12 protein-coding genes and 1 tRNA gene are annotated in these 17,915 nt (G+C 69.1%); 8 read left to right on the top strand and 5 right to left on the bottom strand.

Annotated features, from left to right (window positions below):
- Positions 1 to 681: 681 nt before the first annotated feature.
- On the bottom strand, positions 682 to 1,326 hold the full coding sequence (locus GZ997_RS02715) for a TetR/AcrR family transcriptional regulator (protein ID WP_202616301.1): 645 nt from the start codon (positions 1,324 to 1,326) through the stop codon (positions 682 to 684).
- Between the two features lie 459 nt (positions 1,327 to 1,785).
- Here GZ997_RS02715 and GZ997_RS13005 point away from each other — a divergent pair, with 459 nt between their 5' ends.
- From GZ997_RS13005 to GZ997_RS02700, 3 genes are read left to right on the top strand one after another with little or no spacing between them, the layout of a single operon-like run.
- On the top strand, positions 1,786 to 4,596 hold the full coding sequence (locus GZ997_RS13005; RefSeq protein WP_162678750.1) for a LuxR C-terminal-related transcriptional regulator: 2,811 nt from the start codon (positions 1,786 to 1,788) through the stop codon (positions 4,594 to 4,596).
- Between the two features lie 46 nt (positions 4,597 to 4,642).
- Positions 4,643 to 5,389: a CDP-alcohol phosphatidyltransferase family protein gene (locus GZ997_RS02705; RefSeq protein ID WP_162678749.1), complete on the top strand. Its 747-nt coding sequence runs from the start codon at positions 4,643 to 4,645 to the stop codon at positions 5,387 to 5,389.
- Positions 5,386 to 6,273: a hypothetical protein gene (locus GZ997_RS02700; RefSeq protein WP_343212248.1), complete on the top strand. Its 888-nt coding sequence runs from the start codon at positions 5,386 to 5,388 to the stop codon at positions 6,271 to 6,273. The genes GZ997_RS02705 and GZ997_RS02700 overlap by 4 nt, the downstream gene beginning before the upstream one ends.
- A gap of 72 nt (positions 6,274 to 6,345) precedes the next feature.
- Here GZ997_RS02700 and GZ997_RS02695 read toward each other — a convergent pair whose 3' ends face one another.
- From GZ997_RS02695 to GZ997_RS02685, 3 genes are read right to left on the bottom strand one after another with little or no spacing between them, the layout of a single operon-like run.
- Positions 6,346 to 7,524: a glycosyltransferase family 4 protein gene (locus GZ997_RS02695; protein WP_162678748.1), complete on the bottom strand. Its 1,179-nt coding sequence runs from the start codon at positions 7,522 to 7,524 to the stop codon at positions 6,346 to 6,348.
- Positions 7,521 to 8,708 carry a glycosyltransferase gene (locus GZ997_RS02690; protein WP_162678747.1) on the bottom strand — a complete coding sequence of 396 codons (1,188 nt, stop codon included), beginning with the start codon at positions 8,706 to 8,708 and terminating at the stop codon, positions 7,521 to 7,523. The genes GZ997_RS02695 and GZ997_RS02690 overlap by 4 nt, the downstream gene beginning before the upstream one ends.
- A complete protein-coding gene (locus GZ997_RS02685; protein WP_162678746.1) occupies positions 8,698 to 9,699 on the bottom strand; it encodes a glycosyltransferase in 1,002 nt (333 codons plus the stop codon). The genes GZ997_RS02690 and GZ997_RS02685 overlap by 11 nt, the downstream gene beginning before the upstream one ends.
- Before the next feature lie 163 nt (positions 9,700 to 9,862).
- Here GZ997_RS02685 and GZ997_RS02680 point away from each other — a divergent pair, with 163 nt between their 5' ends.
- The gene (locus GZ997_RS02680) at positions 9,863 to 10,822 is read left to right on the top strand and encodes a glycosyltransferase family 2 protein (protein ID WP_162678745.1); all 960 of its coding nucleotides are present in this window, start codon (positions 9,863 to 9,865) and stop codon (positions 10,820 to 10,822) included.
- Between the two features lie 7 nt (positions 10,823 to 10,829).
- On the opposite strand, the gene GZ997_RS02675 is transcribed toward GZ997_RS02680, so the two are convergent.
- Positions 10,830 to 11,510: a Wzz/FepE/Etk N-terminal domain-containing protein gene (locus tag GZ997_RS02675; RefSeq protein ID WP_162678744.1), complete on the bottom strand. Its 681-nt coding sequence runs from the start codon at positions 11,508 to 11,510 to the stop codon at positions 10,830 to 10,832.
- Between the two features lie 646 nt (positions 11,511 to 12,156).
- Here GZ997_RS02675 and GZ997_RS02670 point away from each other — a divergent pair.
- The 4 genes from GZ997_RS02670 (at position 12,157) to GZ997_RS13000 (ending at position 17,913) form a co-directional block, all read left to right on the top strand.
- A tRNA-Gln gene (locus GZ997_RS02670) sits at positions 12,157 to 12,228 on the top strand.
- A 142-nt stretch (positions 12,229 to 12,370) separates the two neighbouring features.
- Complete coding sequence (locus GZ997_RS02665) at positions 12,371 to 13,375, top strand: NTP transferase domain-containing protein (protein ID WP_162678743.1); 1,005 nt, start codon at positions 12,371 to 12,373, stop codon at positions 13,373 to 13,375.
- Between the two features lie 74 nt (positions 13,376 to 13,449).
- On the top strand, positions 13,450 to 14,424 hold the full coding sequence (locus tag GZ997_RS02660; protein WP_162678742.1) for a ribose-phosphate diphosphokinase: 975 nt from the start codon (positions 13,450 to 13,452) through the stop codon (positions 14,422 to 14,424).
- Between the two features lie 246 nt (positions 14,425 to 14,670).
- On the top strand, positions 14,671 to 17,913 hold the full coding sequence (locus tag GZ997_RS13000; RefSeq protein ID WP_162678741.1) for a PKD domain-containing protein: 3,243 nt from the start codon (positions 14,671 to 14,673) through the stop codon (positions 17,911 to 17,913).
- Positions 17,914 to 17,915: the final 2 nt, after the last annotated feature.

Below are 17,915 nucleotides of genomic sequence, written 5' to 3'. Positions count from 1 at the left end.
TGACACTCCCAGATGTCATGAGATCCAACAGTCCCAGAAGTCATGAGACAACACAGTACGGTAGGGGTACGTAGCGTCGCCGAAAGGTACGAACCGTTGGTGCCAAGTGCCGAACCGTCATGCGAAGTGCCGAAGCGTCGCAAGGGGGCCGTGCCGCCGCGCGGGAAGTGCCGATGTGTCACCCCCGGGGGTGCGCGAGCGAGTCGGCCCGGTCCACGCCCCTCGCAGTATCGCGTGGCCCGCACGTCGCCGTGGGTGTGGTCCGTACGTGGTTGTCTGTAGCCGGCCGACGCCGACGCCGCCCGCACGGCGCCGTGGGGGCGGCACTCAGGCCCCGCCTCGCCCTCAAAGCGGAACTGCCCAGGGGTCGGCTTGCTAGACGCAAGCAGAGATCGCGAGCGGCAGCGAGCGGTGGATCGGATTCATGGAGCGTCCCTTCTGAGCGTGGGGCATCGGGAAGGTGGGAGTGCTCTGCGGGTGTGGTGGGGATGCCTCGGAGGGCGTGGTGGGGATGCCCCGGAGGGGGTGGTGACGGTGTTCTTGCGGGTGCGGTGGAACCCCTTGTGAAGCGCGGAGCACCAGGCGCTGATCCCGGTACAAGCTGCGGGGCGGCGTCTCCGGATCGGAGTCGGCAGGACCTGGAATGCTTTGGCGGGGCGGGTGGGTCTGGTCCGTGCGGGGTTATGCGCCGGTTTCGGGGGTACCGCGCAGCGTTGGATTGGGGGTCATAGCCCGCAGCCCGTTCCACGCGAGATTGACCATGTGAGCGGCGACCTCCTCCTTGCTCATCGCCGGGTTGTCCAGCCACCACTGTGAGGGCATCGCCACGATTCCAACCAGCATCTGCGCATACAGCGGAGCGGTGCGCGGATTGATTCCGTGGGCGGAGAAGTGCGTGGCCAGCAGGCCGGAGACCTGGATGGCGACGTCGGCCAGCAGGGTGGAGTAGGTGTCCGAGCCGTGGTTGTCGGCCGTGGCGTGGAAACTGTTGGAGGACAGGATGCGGAACCCGTCGGAGGATTCCTCGATGTAGGTCAACAGGGCCAGCGCGGCGCGCTCAACGATCACCGAGGCAGAGGAGGAGGACTCCAGGGCTCGGGTGATGGTGGTGTAAATGGCCGTGAGCTCGCGGTCCACGATGACCGCGTAGAGGCCTTCCTTTCCGCCGAAGTGCTCGTAGACCACCGGTTTGGAGACCTTTGCGCGATTGGCGATCTCCTCGATGCTGGTGGCCTCGAAGCCCTTCTTGGCGAACAGGGAGCGGGCGACGGTGATCAGTTGTTCGCGCCGCTCGGACGCGCTCATCCGGGTGCGCTTGGAGGCCATACTGCTCATCACTGCTTATATGTGCTCACCCGGTGCGGACCGGGCTTGGGTCGGGGTGGCGGCTACGCCGACGGAAACGCTGGTAACAACCTGCAAACAGTCAGGTTAGGCTTCCGCGTGTAGCAGTCGGAGTCTAGCATGCGACGTCGGTCCTGGCCGGGGTGGGGCGGGACTGCGAGCTTTATGCAACACGCTAGCCATGACCTGCGGAGATGGCGTGGTCGTGGCCGGTTCGGCGGCCGGAGGGTGTCAGACGGCGAGGCCTTCAGGCGCGTGGCGGCGGGCCCTGCGGGTGCGTGGCGGCAGGGCCGGTCGGTGCGGGGGCTGCGCCCGGCCGTGTCGATGTGAGTCCCGGGCGCAATCCTGCTAGGGTGACAACCTAGTAACGCATCGGCAGTGTTGGCGTAACGACATTCCTGGGTCGTAGCAGCGCCGCCATGGCTTCCGAGAGGAGACGATGTGCACGCACTCGGTCGGCGGCGCCTCATCGCGCGCGAGATTGCGGAGCGCCTCAACCGCGGCCTGGGCTCATTGTGCCTGGTTGCGGCGCCGTCAGTCCCCGGGGTCTGGTCACTCGGTCCCACGCTTGCGGCTGACGTGACTGGACTCCAGCAAGACGTACGCGTCATTGAGGTGGACGTGGCCGTGGCCGCCGCGCTCTTGCTCACTCGTCCTGAGCTCGGCCTCGCGGATGCCCTGCTGATCGCCTCCGTCAACCAAGTGTTTGAGGACCTGTGCGCGGACCCAGAGGATACCCGCCTGCGTGGACAGCTGGAACGCCTGCGCAATGCGGTCCAGGACGCGTCGAGCTTCCCCGCGCGGGCAGAGGCTGCAGGCGCTTTCGCCGCCGCATGCCGGCGTCCGACGCTGATAACCATTGTGGCCGACCGGGTGTGCGAGGACCTCCCCGCGGAGTACCTGCGGCAGGTAACGGCGGCGATTGCCGCCACCCCGGTGGCGATCGTGGTGCTGGTCCCGCAAGGCGTCAGCGTGGCCCCTGCGGTCCCGCCCTGCTTCTCCATGTCAATAAGCAGGCTGGAGCCCGACGACGCCAGGGCGCTCCTGGTCGCCGAGACCGGGGTCTACGTGGACCCCGCGGTGGCGGGCCGGATTTGCCGCAGTGCGGAAGGCCGGATCGCGGATATCCGCGCGCTGGGAGTCAGCCTGACCGGGGAGCAGCTGGCGGGACGCGAACTTCCCCAGCGCATGCCGGCAGCATCGGCGCAGACACTCCGCACAGTCGCCGAGCAGATCAACGCCCTGCCCCAGGAGGAGCGCAATGCGCTGGTCGCCCTGCACCTGCAACTGGTTCCTGACGCAGACGTGGTCCGCCGTATCGCCGGCACGGAGCCACCGCAGGGTCTGACGGACCTGCTGCCCGGCATGGATCCCGCCCGTGAGCTCCCAACTGTGACGACGAGTGCCGTCGTCGAGACGGCGACGCGCGAGGCAGTGCGTGACCTGCACGCCACCCTGGCGGACGCCTATGCCGCTGGCAGCCCCGAGCGCTCCTGGCACCGCGTCAACGCTGGTACGGCCGACGCGGATGACCGGGACCGCCTGCTCGCCCTCGCCGACTCCGAGCTGCAGCGGGGCAGCCTCAGCCTCGCCGGGCGGATCATCCAGGCCCTGGGCCGAAAGCCCGCGGGACACAGTGCGCCGCCCGCTCATGCGGCCGCTCTGGGCCGGTTGCAGGGGCAGCTGGCCCTACAGCTGGGTTGCACACTGACCGCGGCCTCCCGCCTGTACGAGGCGATGGGACGGCCCGGGATGTCTCCCGAGGAGGAGACGGATGTCGTCGCGGGCTATATCGCCGCGCGCGGCTGTGAGGGCCTGAGCGTGGGCGAGGACGGCAGGCTGGTTGCGCGTCTCCAGGAGCTCGGGGCCACGGCCCCCGCGCGTGCCGCGCGCTGCCTGGTCCTGCTTGCCGCCCAGGAGTACATCGCGGGTGAGGCGGAGGGCCCCGGGCACTATCTGCGCGCGGCGGCCCAGCTGCTTCAAGCCGCTGGGGCCGGGACCGCCGACCCGGCCGCCGCGGATGTGCTCGTCCTGGCCCGCGCGCTCCTGGCCCGGGTAGAGGGACGACCCGATGAGGCTGCGCAGCTGCTGGGCGAAGGGACGTCCGCGGTTATTCCCGCTGACACGCCTCGGGGAGACGTCGCCAAATGGGCGCAGGCCGTCATATGCGCGCTGATGGTCGCGGCGCAGGCGCCGGATGAACGCCCCGCAGTGGTGGACTCTGCCCTGGCACTGCTCGACGGCGTGAGCCCGTTCTACGACTCCCAGGCGGTGGCTGTCCGGGCGGTACTGGCCGCCAGGCGGGGCTGGACTCGCCCGGAGCAGGAGGAGCTGGAGGGCGATTGCTACCGAGTCCCGTTACGGGTCGGACTCGCCGGCATGGGAATGACAATGGTTGCGCACAGCGCCATGCTGTTCGGCGGCAGTGCCACCGTATCCACCTGGCGCTCCGCCATGGCACACGCACTGCCCAGATCGAGTGCCTCACCGCAGCAGTTGTGGGTGAGCGTGCTTGAGGCTGCCTCACGCCTGGCCGACGGCGACGGGACTCTGGCCGGGCTCCTGCTCGGCCCTGTAGTCGCGGCGCGCGTGCCGCGGGAACGGCTGCGCGCGGTTTGGTCGAGCATCATCGACATGGTGCTGATCGAACCCGCGCTGCTGCAGCGCGTGCCCGGCCTGACGGACTGGCTCAGCGCGCGGGCCGGACAACCCCTGCAGGCCGACCCCGATGACCGGCTGCTCGCTGTGCTGGTGGCCGACGACGCCCAGGCGGTGCCGCTGATCTCCGGCCTGGTCCTGGACACGGTTTGGTCCGGCAACGCGGTCCAGCAGGTGCGCGCCCACATGGCCTGCGCTGCACGGCTTAGGCGCAGCCCCGGGCTGGATGTCACCGAACTGGCAGTCGCCACCGATGCCTCTTCGTCGGCAGCTGTTCTGGAGGGCCGCGCCGCGGAGCTCGCTGACGTAAATGGCATCGTGTTCTGGCGGCGCGTCACCCGTCGCGCGGCGGGGGACGCGCACGCCTGGGCGGTGCCGGTGCCGGCTCCGCTCGCCCCGGTGCTGACTGACACGGAGCTACGCGTCGCGCGACTGGCGGCCCAGGGCAAACGCAATAAGGAGATCGCCGCCGAGCTGTACATGGCGGTGCGCACCGTCGAGCTGCGCCTGACCGGCGTTTACCGCGCGCTGGGGATTGCCGGGCGCCGGGAACTGCCCGAGGCGCTTGCCGCACACGGCCTCGTCGACGGCTGAGCGTGCTAGCTTGTTACGCTGTCGCACTACTGATTGGAGCTCTTGTATGAGTGCTTCGGTGCCTCAGGCCGGCACCCGTCCCACGATCCGGGAGAACCTCCGCTCCCTGGCCTCGGCGCAGAAGGCGAAGGCGGGTGCACCGCTGTACTCGCGCCTAGTCAACCGGCCGGTGGGACGGTTGCTGGCGGCAATAGCGCACCGCCTGGGCATGACTCCGGACCAGGTGACGGCGATCTCCGCCTGCTGCACCTATGCCGGCATTGTGCTACTGGCCACTTGGAGTCCGTCCCTGCTCGCGTGCGTGGCCACATCCCTGCTGCTGATGCTCGGCTACGCGCTGGACTCCGCCGACGGCCAGCTGGCGCGGCTGCGCCACGGCGGCTCGAAGGCGGGGGAGTGGCTGGACCACGTGGCCGACGTGATCAAGCTGTCCACGATTCACGGTGCCATCGCCATTGGGCTGTTCCGCTTCGCTGAATTGCCGACGCCGGCGTTGCTACTGGTGCCGCTGGCCTTCGGCGCGGTACAGAACATCCACTTCTTCAGCTACATCCTCACTTACCAGCTGCGCTACGCCGGCGGCACGCCGCTGGCCAAGGACGAGGGCCGCGCGGGTGTGCTGAAGTCACTGCTTTCCGTACCCACCGACTACGGACTGCTGTGCCTGGTGCTGGCGCTGCGCTTCGTGCCGACGGTGTTCCTGTGGGTGTACGGGCTCATGCTCATCGGCTACGCGGGCTATGTGCTCCTGGCACTGCCCAAGTGGTACCTGGAACTGCGAGGACAGCGGTGACTTCTTTACTGTCCCCTCTCCGCCTGGTTGCCGGCCCCAAGGCGCTGCTGATCTACACCGGCCGCCAGGACGGCCTCGGCAACCGGGTGCGGGCGCTGCTGTCGGCGCAGGTCCTGGCCGAGCGAGAAGGGCGCGAACTTCTCTACGTGTGGGGGACGGACCGCTACTTCGGCCCGGCCATGGATGAGCTCTGGCACTTCAGTGCCGGGCGCCGCGTTCCCCGCTGGGCCGCACGGGCCGTATCGCCGATCCACCGCTTCTACGGCCCCGGGGCCACGAAGATCACGACAGCCATGCGCGGGGAGCACCTGTGGCAGATCCGCTCCGGCGGGCAGCCGGTCACCTGGGACGCCGATATGCGCCCGTGGACCGAGGAGTTCCGTGCCCTCACGCCGGTTGACGCGATCGCCGAACGGGTCGGGCGAGTCTTCGACGACTCGCTGCGCGGGCGGCGCTACGTGGGAGTGCAGGTACGCTCCCACACCGTTTCCCACGCCAAGACCCTGCAGTCCTCCCCGGTGGAGTGGTTCGAGCAGCGCATGCGCGCAGTGCGCGGCCGCTTCCCCGACGTCGGCTTCTACCTGTCATGCGACACCAGCGAGGCGCAGGAGTACCTCATGGACCGGTTCGACGGCTGCGTAGCGCTAAGTGACAAGGGCGGCTACAACACCACTGCGGGCGTGCGCTCGGCAATCGTCGACCTGTACCTGCTGGCCTCCTCCCAGCACTTCATCGCCCCCGCGTACTCGAGCTTCCCGGAACTGGCGATACACCTGGCGAATCACGCCATGACCTTCGAGCGCCCCAACCAGCCGCTGGTGGAGGAGCTGCGCCTCGAGGCCGGACTGGTACGTGACCCGCTCAAGCCCGCGCTACGCAGCTGACCGGTCGGCTCATGGCCGACGCTGGGAGCGTGCAGCTGCGGCGCCGCAGCGGCAGCCGACTGCGTCCAGGGCTTACGCGGCTATCAGGCCTGCGACCTCCGCGGTCATGGCGGCCCGGTAGCCGGTGACGCTGAAGCGGGACTGTGCCTCCTGCGCCGCCCGGAGGGCCAGACGCGCGGCGAGCTCGGGACTGGCGGCCAGGTCTGCCAGCGCAGTCGCGAGCGCCTGAGGATCGTCCGGGGGCACGAGCAGGCCGGTGACGCCGTCGTCGACCACCTCATTCAGGCCCTGTACCCCGCAGGCCACCAACGGGCGGGCGGCGTGCATCGCCTCCACGGCCGTGTTGCCGAAGGGCTCCTGCCGCGAGGGGACAACGACGACATCCGCTCGGTCGAGTACCGGCCACGTCGGGTGGACGTAACCGAGGAAGTCGACGTGTCCGGCCAGGTCTGGCGCGGCGGCCCGCTCGCGCAGCTGCGCCTCATACCACTCGTAGCCGGGGAAGATCGAGCCGGCCACCTCCAGGGAGGCGTCCGTTCCGCGTGCCCGCAGCAGCGCGACCGCCTCCAGGAGCACGTCCACGCCCTTACGCGGGGACAGCCTGCCCACCATGGCGATGCGCAGGGGTGCAAGGGGGGCGCGTACCCGCAGCGGGGTCGGCGGCTGCGGCGGGCCCGCCACGCCGTTGTGCACCACCCGGGTGCGTGCGGCCAGCAGCGGCTGCGCGGACAGCAGTGCGCGCCGGGCCGCCTCGGAGTTGGCCACGATCCGGGTGGCCGCGAGCAGCGGCGCGTTCAGTCCCGCGCGGATGAGCAGGTGCTGGGTGTCCTCGGCCTCGTGCACGTGGCAGAGCACGGGGATGCCGGCTGCACGTCCCGCCAGCGGCCACCACGGGATCGTTACGGTGTTGGCCAGCAGCAGGTCAGCGTCGCAGGCCTTGACCAGGCCGCGCAGGCGCGTTAGCTCCCCCGCAGCCCGGCCCGCCAGGCCCGCCAGGCCGCGGGGACTTAGCAGCGCCTTGCGCAGCACGGTGAAGGGGACTACGGCGACGCGCGCCCCCACACCCTTGAGCACCGGGACGAGCGGGCCATCGGCGGGCAGGGCCACGTTGACGCGGTAGCCGGACTCGATCAGCCCGGTGATGGTCTCCACCAGCTGCCAGTCGGAGCCGTACAGGTCCGGGGAGGGGTGGGCGACCAGCACCAGGGGAGAGGGGGTTGAGCTGGCGCAGGACGGGGCTGGAGCACTCATGCGGGGAACGCCCCCGTCCGGCGGCCGGAGGGACGCCGCCGCTGTGGCCCCTGCACGGCCAGGCGTCGGCACAGCGCCTCGTAGCGATCGGTTACCTGCTCCCAGTCGTAAAGGGCGGCCCGGCAACGGGACCGCGCCCCGCGGTGTGCCTGCGCATCCGGATCGGCCTCGGCGGAGGCGACCAGGGTGGTGACATCGGCGGCCGTGGCCCAGAAGCGTCCGGCGTCGCCGAGGACCTCCCGGTTGAAGGACACGTTGAAGGCGTCCACGGCGGCTCCCGCGCCTATGGCCCGCAGTAGTGAGGGGTTGGTGCCTCCCACGGAGTGCCCGTGGTAGTAGACGAGGGCTCCCGCGTACAGCTGGTCCAGCAGCTCCTGGTCCCAGACGCCGCCGAGCAGGCGGACACGGGTATCGGCCAGCTGCTCGATCCGGGCGGTGTACTCATTGGCGTAGGGGGCCGAGCCGACGACTACGAGCGGCAGGCGCGCCTGCGAGCGGACGTAGCCGTCCACGATCACGTCCACGTGGTTCTCGATCTCGAAGCGGGCCACTACTAGGTGGAACCCTCCGGCTTGCAGCCCCAGCTCGGCCAGGCGGTCGGTGCCGACGGCGATCTGCGGCGCCCCGTAGACGATCAGGTCCGTATCCGCCTTGAACTCATCGGCGTAGTAGTCGGCGATGCCCTGGGCGTCGGCGATCAACGCGTCCGAGTAGCGCACGGCCAGGGACTCGGCCGCCCGGTAGTAGCGCCTGCCCGTGGGCCCCCACTTGCCGCGCCGCCACTCCAGGCCGTCCACGTGGGTGGCCACGGGGATGCGGGCGGCGCGCAGGACGGGCAGGAAGGGGGAGTTGGCTGCGTTGAAGACGATGGCGACGTCCGGGTGCACGCGCTCCAGCAGGTGCCGCACCGACAGCGCCGTGTGGGAGAGCGTCTCCAGGGAGCGCTTCCTCAGGGCCGGCAGTTCCACCACCCGCATGCCCTGGTGCATGCGGGGCAGCGACGTGTCCGGGTCGGGGTTGCGGGAGTAGACGAGTACCTGGTGGCCCCGCTCGGCCAGGCGCCGCCCGACCTCCTCGATGGCGGTCTCGAAGCCCCCGTAGCGTGCGGGCACGCCGCGGGTGCCGAGCATGGCGATGCGCAGTCGGTCGGGCCGCGCCGCGGAGGCGGTGGAATCAGCGGTCATTAGGCCTCTCTCGTTGGGTGAAGCGTTCCCGGTGGACGAGCCGCAGCCCGTCAATCGCCCCGCGCACGGCGGGCACCAGAGTGGTGGTGGGGTGGGTGAGTAGCTGGCGGCGGCCGCCGCGCAGGAGGATCCGCCAGGACTCCTGGGGGGTGCGCCGCACCCAGCGGGCGAGCTCCCCGCGGCGCGCCCAGCGGGTGCCCAGCAGCAGCCGGTTGCGGACATTCCAGTAGTAATAGGCGGCCGAGTGGCGCTTCCCACCTGCGCGTCCACCCGAATCGGTGCCGGCCGCGCCGTCAGGGGCCGTCGGCTCGCGGCTGGGGCGCTGCGTGCCGCCCTCCACATGGCGGGCGACGATATCGGTGTCGTTGAGCAGGCGCCCGCCGGCGGCCAGCACGCGCAGGGAGAAGTCGACGTCCTCCCAGTACAGGAAGTAGTCCTCCGCCAAGCCGCCGGCTGCCTCCCACAGCCGACGGGAGACCGCGAGGCAGGCGCCGGTCAGCCACTCTGCGTGCCGGTGCCCCGCGACCAGGGCGGCCCGCGGGGAACGAGTGGCGCCGTCGGTCAGGTCCACGCGATACCCGTAGAAGACCGGCTCATCGGCGGCGTCGACGATCAGGGGGGCCACGAGCGTCATCGGATCCGCCTGCACATGCGCCGCAAGCGCGGCGAGCTGATCGGGGGCGATGGTCGCGTCCGGGTTGAGGATGACGAATGTATCGGCGCCGGCGTCGAGCGCGGCCCGGATTCCCCGGTTCACCCCGGCGCCGAAGCCCAGGTTGGCGTCGGGCAGTACTGTCAGCCAGCCGTGGGTACGCGCCTGGGAGATGACGGCGGCGCGCTCGGCGGGCGTCGTCGTGTTGTCCACGACCACTACCCTGGGCGCCCCACCCCTGGCGAAAGCGCCGGGGGAGAGGGGGACGAGGTTGGTCTCCAAAAGCTCGTGCGATCCGTAGTTGACGACTATGACTGCCGTGGAGGAGAGGTCTGTCATGCCAGCCGTGTCTTCTTGAGCGAGTCCAGTTGGGGGTGCGACGGCCGGTACAAAGATGGTGTCTCAGCCGGACCATGTACTTAGGGCGATGGTACTATGCCGAGACCGTGCACGAGTGGTCTGCGCGCAGGTGGACTACTCCCGTGATTCGTTGGGAGTTCGCATGCCCGCACAGCCGATCAGCCTAGACGTGGCGGTGTGTACCTATAGGCGGCCCGAGGGCGTGGAGGAGCTGGTGCCGCAGCTGCTGGCACAGCTGGATGACGCGGAGAAGCTCCTGGGCGGCGGCAGTGCCCGGGTGGTGATTGTGGACAACGATGCCGCAGGAACCGCCCGTGACCGTCTTGCCGGTCAGGCTCAGGCCGGAGAGCGGCTGCACGTGGTGGTGGAACCCGAGCCGGGACTGTCCGCGGCACGCAACCGCGCCCTGCGCGAGGCCTCCGGCCGGGATCTGCTGGTCTTCATTGACGACGACGAGCGGCCGTGCGAGGGGTGGCTGGCCTCCCTGGTGGCGGCGTACCTGCAGACGGGGGCGGCTGCGGTGGCGGGTCCGGTGGAGCCGGTTTTTGAGCAGCGCCCGGATCCGTGGGTGGCATCCGCGCCCGTATTCCGCAGCGTGCGGCGCCCCAGCGGGACCCCCGTTCGTAGTGCGGCCACCGGCAACCTGCTGCTGGACCTGGCGGTGGTGCGTCGGCTGGGGCTCGAATTCGATCCGCGCTTTGCCTTCACCGGCGGCGAGGACACTTTCTTCACCCGAGCGCTGGCCGCGCGCGCCGGTGCACTGATTTGGTGCGACGAGGCTGTGGTGACCGAGTCGATTCCCTCCGAGCGGGCCCGGCGCGAGTGGGTTCTCAACCGGGCCCGGCGCAACGCCGAGACCTGGGCGTGGGTGCGGCTGCTGGAGGCCAGTGGTCCGCGGCGCGCCGGGCGCCGCCTGGAGTTCACCGCCCGGGGCGCACTGCTGTGGCTGGTCGGCTCGGCTCGCGCCCTAGCGTCCCTGGGCGCGAGCAGTGACCGCCAGGCGCGCCGGGCGCAGCATGAGCACCGCGCCGCGGGTGGCCGTGGCATCCTGCGGGCGACGCTGCGCGGGCCGACGACGGCGCCGTACTCGCGCACTCGCTGAGTCGTGCTCAGCCCAGCCGGGTGCTGCCGATGCCGTCCCGGATAATGGTGGTGTCCTCGGCCGTAACTGGCCCCTCGCCGTCCGCTTCTTCAGACTTACGGCGCGAGTAGTTGATCGCCAGCGCCACGGCCAGCCCGGTGGCCCCGCCGAGGATACCGCCGTAGAGCGTGTTTCGCTTTCGTGAAGGTGCGGACGGCGACGCGGGAAGGGAGGCAGTGTCGACATCCGTGAGATTGAGGGAGGCCTCTTCCTGGACCCGTACTGAGAGCGTGCCTATGATCTTGCGAATCGCCTCGATCTCGGCGGCGGCTATTCGCTGTGCCCTCTCGGGGGATGAGGCCTTGGCTGACACTTCAATTATCAGGCTATTCTCCGTGTTTGACACGGAGACCGACTGCTCAATCTCGGCCTTGTCGATGCCGGTGGACTCGGAGACCTCGGTAAGCACCGAGTTGGAGGTGCCGATCTTTACCAGGGTGGGCATGACGGCGGTGATGATCGTGTTTGCGGACGTCACGCTGCTCGCGCCGCTGTTGCCCTCCGCGGCTACGAGGCCGCTGGCCGTGGAGACGTACACGGGTGACCCCAGCGCGGCGAGGCCCAGCCCGATAAGGGCCCCGATGACGGTGTGAATAAGAATTAGGGGGGCGTGTTTCCACAGTAGAGTAAGGATGTCGTCCGTGTACATGGTGCCCCTTAACGTCTGATTATTGGATCTGCCGCCCGGCGGATTCCCAAGCATCTGGATGGATAGTGTGTACAGGCGCGGCGAGAGGCGATGGCGGCTCTGACGCGCTCGTGGTTGCGTGCCGAGCAGGAGTTGGCCGTTGAGCGAGCCCGCTGTCCGGGGCGATGCTACAACGTGGACCGGCACGATCGGGGCCGGTTCGGGGAATCTCACCTCCGTGATCTCGTTTACCTCAATGCCTGTGCACTTCAGTGCCCGTGAAGGCTGTGGGCGCAGTATACAGGATTGTTGCCGAACCTGTGTCGGTTTGCTGGAGGCTGATCTGCGAGGGGCACAAGATGGTCGCGGCTGAGTGTCAATAGCCGATTCGTCTCAGCGATATCGCCGGTTGGTGCCATGGATCGGCGTTGTTACGCGGTGCGTGCGGCGTGCACTCGGCCACGGCGGCGCCGGTGGCAGTACCTGTGCGACTGGCTGCGGGTGACCGCCTCGTGCGGGCGGCGCCGGCGGGCGCGGGGCCAAGGGCGGGCTGGGACGGGGCGGTCATGGGAACTCCGGGCGGCGCCGGCGGGCGCGGGGCCAAGCCTGCGTCAGAGTATGAGAAACTATCCCGGCGCCCGGCCGCTTGTCCGGTCGGCAGCGCTCTTCCGCCCTGGTGTAGAGGCAGCACGCAGGCCTTTGGAGCCTTGAGGCCCGGGTTCGAATCCTGGGGGCGGAGCGGGAGGCCGCCTTGAGGCGAGCGCTTGTGGCACAGGGGGCGCGCAAGTCGGGTTGGGACCTGGTGCGGGGCGACGTAGGATGAGGCCGCCGGGCCGCCAGCGGCCTTGGACCCACCTTGAGTTCCACTGAGAAGAGGACCCGTGGCTTCCACCTCCCCCGCCGCCGTTATCGTCATGGCTGCCGGCAAGGGCACCCGTATGCGCTCCAACCTGCCCAAGGTGCTGCACCGCATCGGAGGGCGCAGCTTGCTGGAGCACGCAGTAGTCGCCGCTCGCGGGATCGCACCGCAGCACCTGGTGGTCGTGGTGCGCCACCAGCGTGATGCCGTAGTGGCCCAGCTTGCAGAGTTCGCCCCGGATGCGCTGCCCGCAGACCAGGACGAGATCCCGGGTACGGGCCGCGCCGTCGCCTGTGGGCTGGCAGCTCTGCCGGATGGCCTGGCTGGCCCGGTTGTGGTTACCAGCGGTGACGTGCCGCTCCTGGACACCGCCACTGTGCGTGCCCTCGTGCGTCAGCACGCCGAGCACGGCGATGCCGTAACCGTCCTCACCACTGTGCTGGATGACCCCACCGGGTACGGGCGCATCCTGCGTGATGACGCCGGCGCCGTGACCGGAATCGTCGAGCAGCGCGATGCCACGCCGGCGCAGCTCGCGGTTAGCGAGGTCAACGCTGGCGTGTACGTGTTCGACGCGGCCCACCTGCGCCACGCCCTGACCACCCTGGGTACGGACAACGATCAGGGGGAGGTCTACCTCACCGACGTGGTAGCCCACGCCTACCGTGAGGGACGCGCCACTTCCGCACTGCCCGTCACCGACCACTGGCTGGTCGAGGGCTGCAACGATCGCGCTCAGCTCGCAGCCCTCGGCGCAGAGCTGAATCGGCGTGTGCTTGCGAACTGGATGGAACAGGGCGTCAGCGTGGTCGACCCGGCCGGAACCTGGGTGGACGTCACCGTCGAGCTGGCCCGGGACGTCCGCCTGGAGCCGGGCGCCATACTGCGCGGCTCCACCCGGGTGGGCGAGGGCGCCGTCGTCGGCCCCTACTCGGTGCTGACCGACGCCGACATCCCGGCGGGAGCCGTTGTGGCCCCCTTCACCCTGCTAGGCGGAGAGCCGGCGCCCGCCGGGGCGACCGCCTGAGTGTCCCGCCGCCTCGCGCAAGAACCACGAGCCCAGAAACCGGACTGTACCGGCCACGAGAGAGGAACCACGTCATGACCGGCATCATCACCAAGGGCGAGAAGCGGCTCGTCATCGTCTCGGGGCGGGCCCACCCGCAGCTCGCCCAGGACGTGGCCGCGGAGCTCGGCACCGAGGTACTGTCCTCCACGGCCTACGACTTCGCCAACGGTGAGACCTACGTGCGCTTCAACGAGTCCGTGCGCGGCTGCGACGTGTTCGTCATGCAGTCCCACGGAGACCGCGTCAATGACTGGCTCATGGAGCAGCTGATCATGGTGGATGCGCTCAAGCGCGCCTCCGCCAAGCGCATCACCGTGGTCGCCCCCTTCTACCCCTACGCCCGGCAGGACAAGAAGCACCTGGGGCGCGAGCCCATTTCCGCCCGGCTGGTAGCCGACCTGTGCAAGACCGCCGGCGCAGACCGCATCATGAGCGTGGACCTGCACTCCAGCCAGGAGCAGGGCTTCTTCGACGGGCCCTGGGACCACTTGTGGGCCCAGCCGGTGCTCGTGGACTACATCCGCAGGCGCGTCGACCTGTCCGCCACCGCCGTGGTCTCCCCGGACGCCGGTCGTATCCGCGTCGCCGAGCGCTGGGCGAACGCCCTGGGCGGGGCGCCGCTGGCATTCGTCCACAAGACCCGCGACGTCACCCGCCCCAACGAGTCCGTGGCCAACCGCGTGGTCGGTGACGTGGAGGGGCGCTCGTGCGTGCTCGTGGATGACATGATCGACACCGGCGGGACCATAGCCAAGGCGGTGCAGGTGCTGCTCGCCTCCGGCGCCAAGGACGTGATCGTAGCCGCCACGCACGGAGTGCTCTCCGGTCCCGCCGTTGAGCGCCTGTCCGGCTGCGGCGCCCGTGAGGTAGTGGTTACCGACACCCTCCCCATTGCGCCCGGCAAGCGCTTCGACTCCCTGACGGTGCTGCCGATCGCGCCGCTGCTGGCGCGAGCCATCAAGGCCGTCTTCGACGACGGCTCGGTGACCAGCCTGTTCGAGTCGTAGGAATACGCGCAGCCCGGCGAGCCGCGGCTCGCGCCGCGGTCGGCTGCGCCCGGACGGCGGTCACGAACTGGGGGTTGGCGCAGGGCTCCGACATGCCGACCGTTATTAGACAGTGCTGAATGATGCTTATTTGCAACGTGATGTTGTCGGCAGGGCCCGGATCCGGCGCCGCACCGCGCCCTCCCTCCCGATATCCTCCGAGTGGCCGTCTGGCCATTTCTTTCCCAGTTAATAATCGGAGGAATCGTGAACGTGTCTCGGGTCACCCGTGGGCTCGCTGCCGTCGTGACCACCTTGTGCCTAGCCCTCACGCCGGCGCTGGTTTCTAATGAGGCCCTAGCTGCGGTTGACCAAGCATCGGGGCGGATCCAGTCGAATTTCACGGCCCAGCCGCTGCCCACCGTTCAGGTTGACGGTGTGGTCTGGGATCAGCTCGTCGTGGGTGATGTCGTCTATGTTGTGGGGCAGTTCAACAATGCGCGCCCCGCTGGGGCCGCTGCCGGTCGGAATGAGACGCCGCGCCGTAACATTCTTGCCTATGATCTGAACAGCGGGGAGCTCATCGAGGATTTTGCTCCCGAGCTCAACAATGCGGGGCGATCCCTGGCGCTGTCCCCCGATAGGACGACGCTCTACGTGGCGGGATCATTTGACAAGGTCAACGGTGAATGGCATGGCCGCGTCGCCGCGTTCGACCTGACGGCCGGGCACGGCACCCTGATCTCAACGTTCCGGCCCATGTTCTCCACCACCGTTAATGACATTGCCGTCACGGAGACGACCGTCTACGCCGGCGGGGCGTTCAAGACCGTGAACGGCGTCGCCCGTACCAAGCTGGCCGCCGTCGATGCCGGCACCGGCGGGACGCTGGACTGGGCGCCGAGCGCCGAGGGGGACAACTCCCAGGTCTATGCCGTCGCGGTGTCGCCGGACGGCAGCAAGGTGGTGGCGGCCGGGTCGTTCCAGACGCTGAACGGCTCCTCCAATCCTGGCTACGGGCTGGCGCTGCTGAGCTCCGCCGACGGCTCGCTGCTGCCAGCCCCGGTCAACGACCACATCCGCAACGGCGGACGCAATGCCGCGCTCAATGACATCGCAGTCGACGAGACCGGGTTCTACGGCGTGGGCTGGTCTCAGCGGCAGACCGAGGGTAGGCTCGAAGGCGCATTCAAGGCGGACTGGGAAGGCAACCTGAGCTGGGTGGAACCCTGCCACGGGGACTCCTACGGAATCGTCCCCGACGGCGATCAGGTCTACGTCACCAACCACGCGCACTCCTGCGAGACCATCTACGGCTTCCCGGACGTCACCTGGCAGCAGAACGGGACGACTCTCACGAAGTACTACCGCGCCATGGCCTTCACCAACAGCGGCGAGGTCCAGGTGCGCTACCAGGGTACCGGCGGTTATTACAACTGGACCGGCTACACCAGCCCGGACATCATCGACTGGTACCCGGACCTCACCGCCGGAACCTTCACCGGCATGGGACAGGCCGCCTACGACGTCACGATCAGCGAGGACGGCCAGTACCTGCTGATGGGGGGAGAATTCGTGCGGGCCAATGGGGCCGCGCAGCAGGGCCTAGTGCGCTACGCCAGACGCGATGCCGCGAATGGCAACCCGCCCGAGGGAAGCGGCGCGGACCTGGCCTTCCAGGCGCGGGCCACAGCCACCGGGGTGTCATTCACCTTCACCCCCACCTGGGACCGCGACGACTCCACGCTGACCTACTCCGTATATCGTGACGCAGAATCCTCCCCGGTCGCGTCCACGACGGTATCCGACCGGCACTGGAACATCTCGGGGCGCAGCCTCCTCGATAGCGGCGCATCCGCCGGAGAGCACAGCTACCGGCTGGTTGTCACCGATCCGGCGGGCAACAGCCTGAGCTCCGATCCGGTTACCGTTACGGTAGGAGGCGCGCAAGAAGTCTCGGCCTACGATCAGCGCAGCCTGGACCTCGGGGCGATTCACCTGTGGACCTTCGATGAGACTGGGGGCAACACGCTTGCGGACATCGCGGGGAACGCGGACCTTACGATCTCCAGCGGCGTCGCCCTGGGCGCTACGGGCGCCAGGACCGGATCTGCAGCAGTCTCCCTGTCCGGCTACTACTCGGGCGTGGCCACCTCCAGCGTGACGGACCGTGACATACAGACCTTCACGGTGGAGACCTGGGTGCGCACGAGCTCCCGCTGGGGCGGCGGAATCTTCGGATACACGTCTGGAAGCATGCGCGACCGGATTGTGTACATGGATACGAGCGGCCGCATCCGCTTCGGCGTATACCCCGGCGCCGTAAAGGTAATCACGTCCCCCCGCAGCTACAACGACAACAAGTGGCACCACGTGGTGGCGAGCCTTGGCCCGCAGGGCCAGCGCCTGTACGTCGACGGCGAGGAAGTCGCTGCGGACGCGAGCGTGACCAGTGCCCAGTCATTCTTTGGGAACTGGACCCTGGGAGTGGGCTCGCTGTCCGGATGGCCCGGAGGCTCGGTCAGCGGGGTGCTCGCGGCGGCAGTCGACGGCGCCGCCGTGTACCCCAGCCAGCTCTCTGCGGAAGAGGTCTCCGCCCACTACAGCCTCAACGAGGCGACAGTCCCTACGGCGGCCTTCACAGCGGATACGCAAGACTTCGTCGTAACCGTCGACGGGTCCGGCTCAACCGTGGCGGGCGGCTCGATCGCGTCCTGGAGCTGGGACTTCGGTGATGGCACCACCAGCGAGGGCGCCACTGCCGCGCACACCTACGCCGAGACCGGCACCTACACGATTCGGCTCACGGTCACCAGCGACACCGGAGCGACTGCTGCCAGCGCGCAACCGGTGCTGATAGGTCCGGCAGATCCGACGATCGCTGCCGACGACTTCGACCGGACAGCCCCCAACGGTTGGGCAGACGCGGCAGCCGGAGGTACCTGGACCGTGAACCCGGCAAGCCGCTTCTCCGTGGCCGACGGGACCGCCACGATCGCGCTCAACCGCGCCGGCTCCACGGCAACGGCCGCACTCGCTGAGGTCTCCTCCGACTCCACCGAACTGACCGCGTCCTACACGCTCAGCGAGCAGCCGACGGGCGGTGGGATCTACACGGCCTTCGCGGCGAGGACCAGCGGGTCGAGCAGCTACAACCTGCGGATCCACTCCAGCGCGAAGGGAGTGCACGTGGCGAGCATAACTGCGGTTACCGGGGCCGGCGAGCGCACCCTGGACAGCGTGCGCGTGGTCGGCGACTGGAGCCCCGGGGAGCCGATCCATATTCGGATGCGTGCTAGCGGGACGGGGGAGACGCAGCTCAGCGCCAAGGTATGGACCGGCGATGTCGAGCCTGAGGGATGGTCCCTGAACGCCCTGGACAGCAGTGAGGAGCTACAGGCTGCGGGTGCGATCGGCATACGCGTGTACACCTCCGCCTCCGCTACCTCGACAACCGGGACGTTCCAGCTCAGTGAGTTCAACGCCCGCCGCGCGGATGTGCGGGGCTGAGC

This window comes from Actinomyces sp. 565 (genome assembly GCF_010365615.1).
GTDB lineage: Bacteria > Actinomycetota > Actinomycetes > Actinomycetales > Actinomycetaceae > Actinomyces.
The sequence above is the reverse complement of the archived record's forward strand: the minus strand, read 5'-3'. Positions and strand labels throughout refer to the sequence as shown.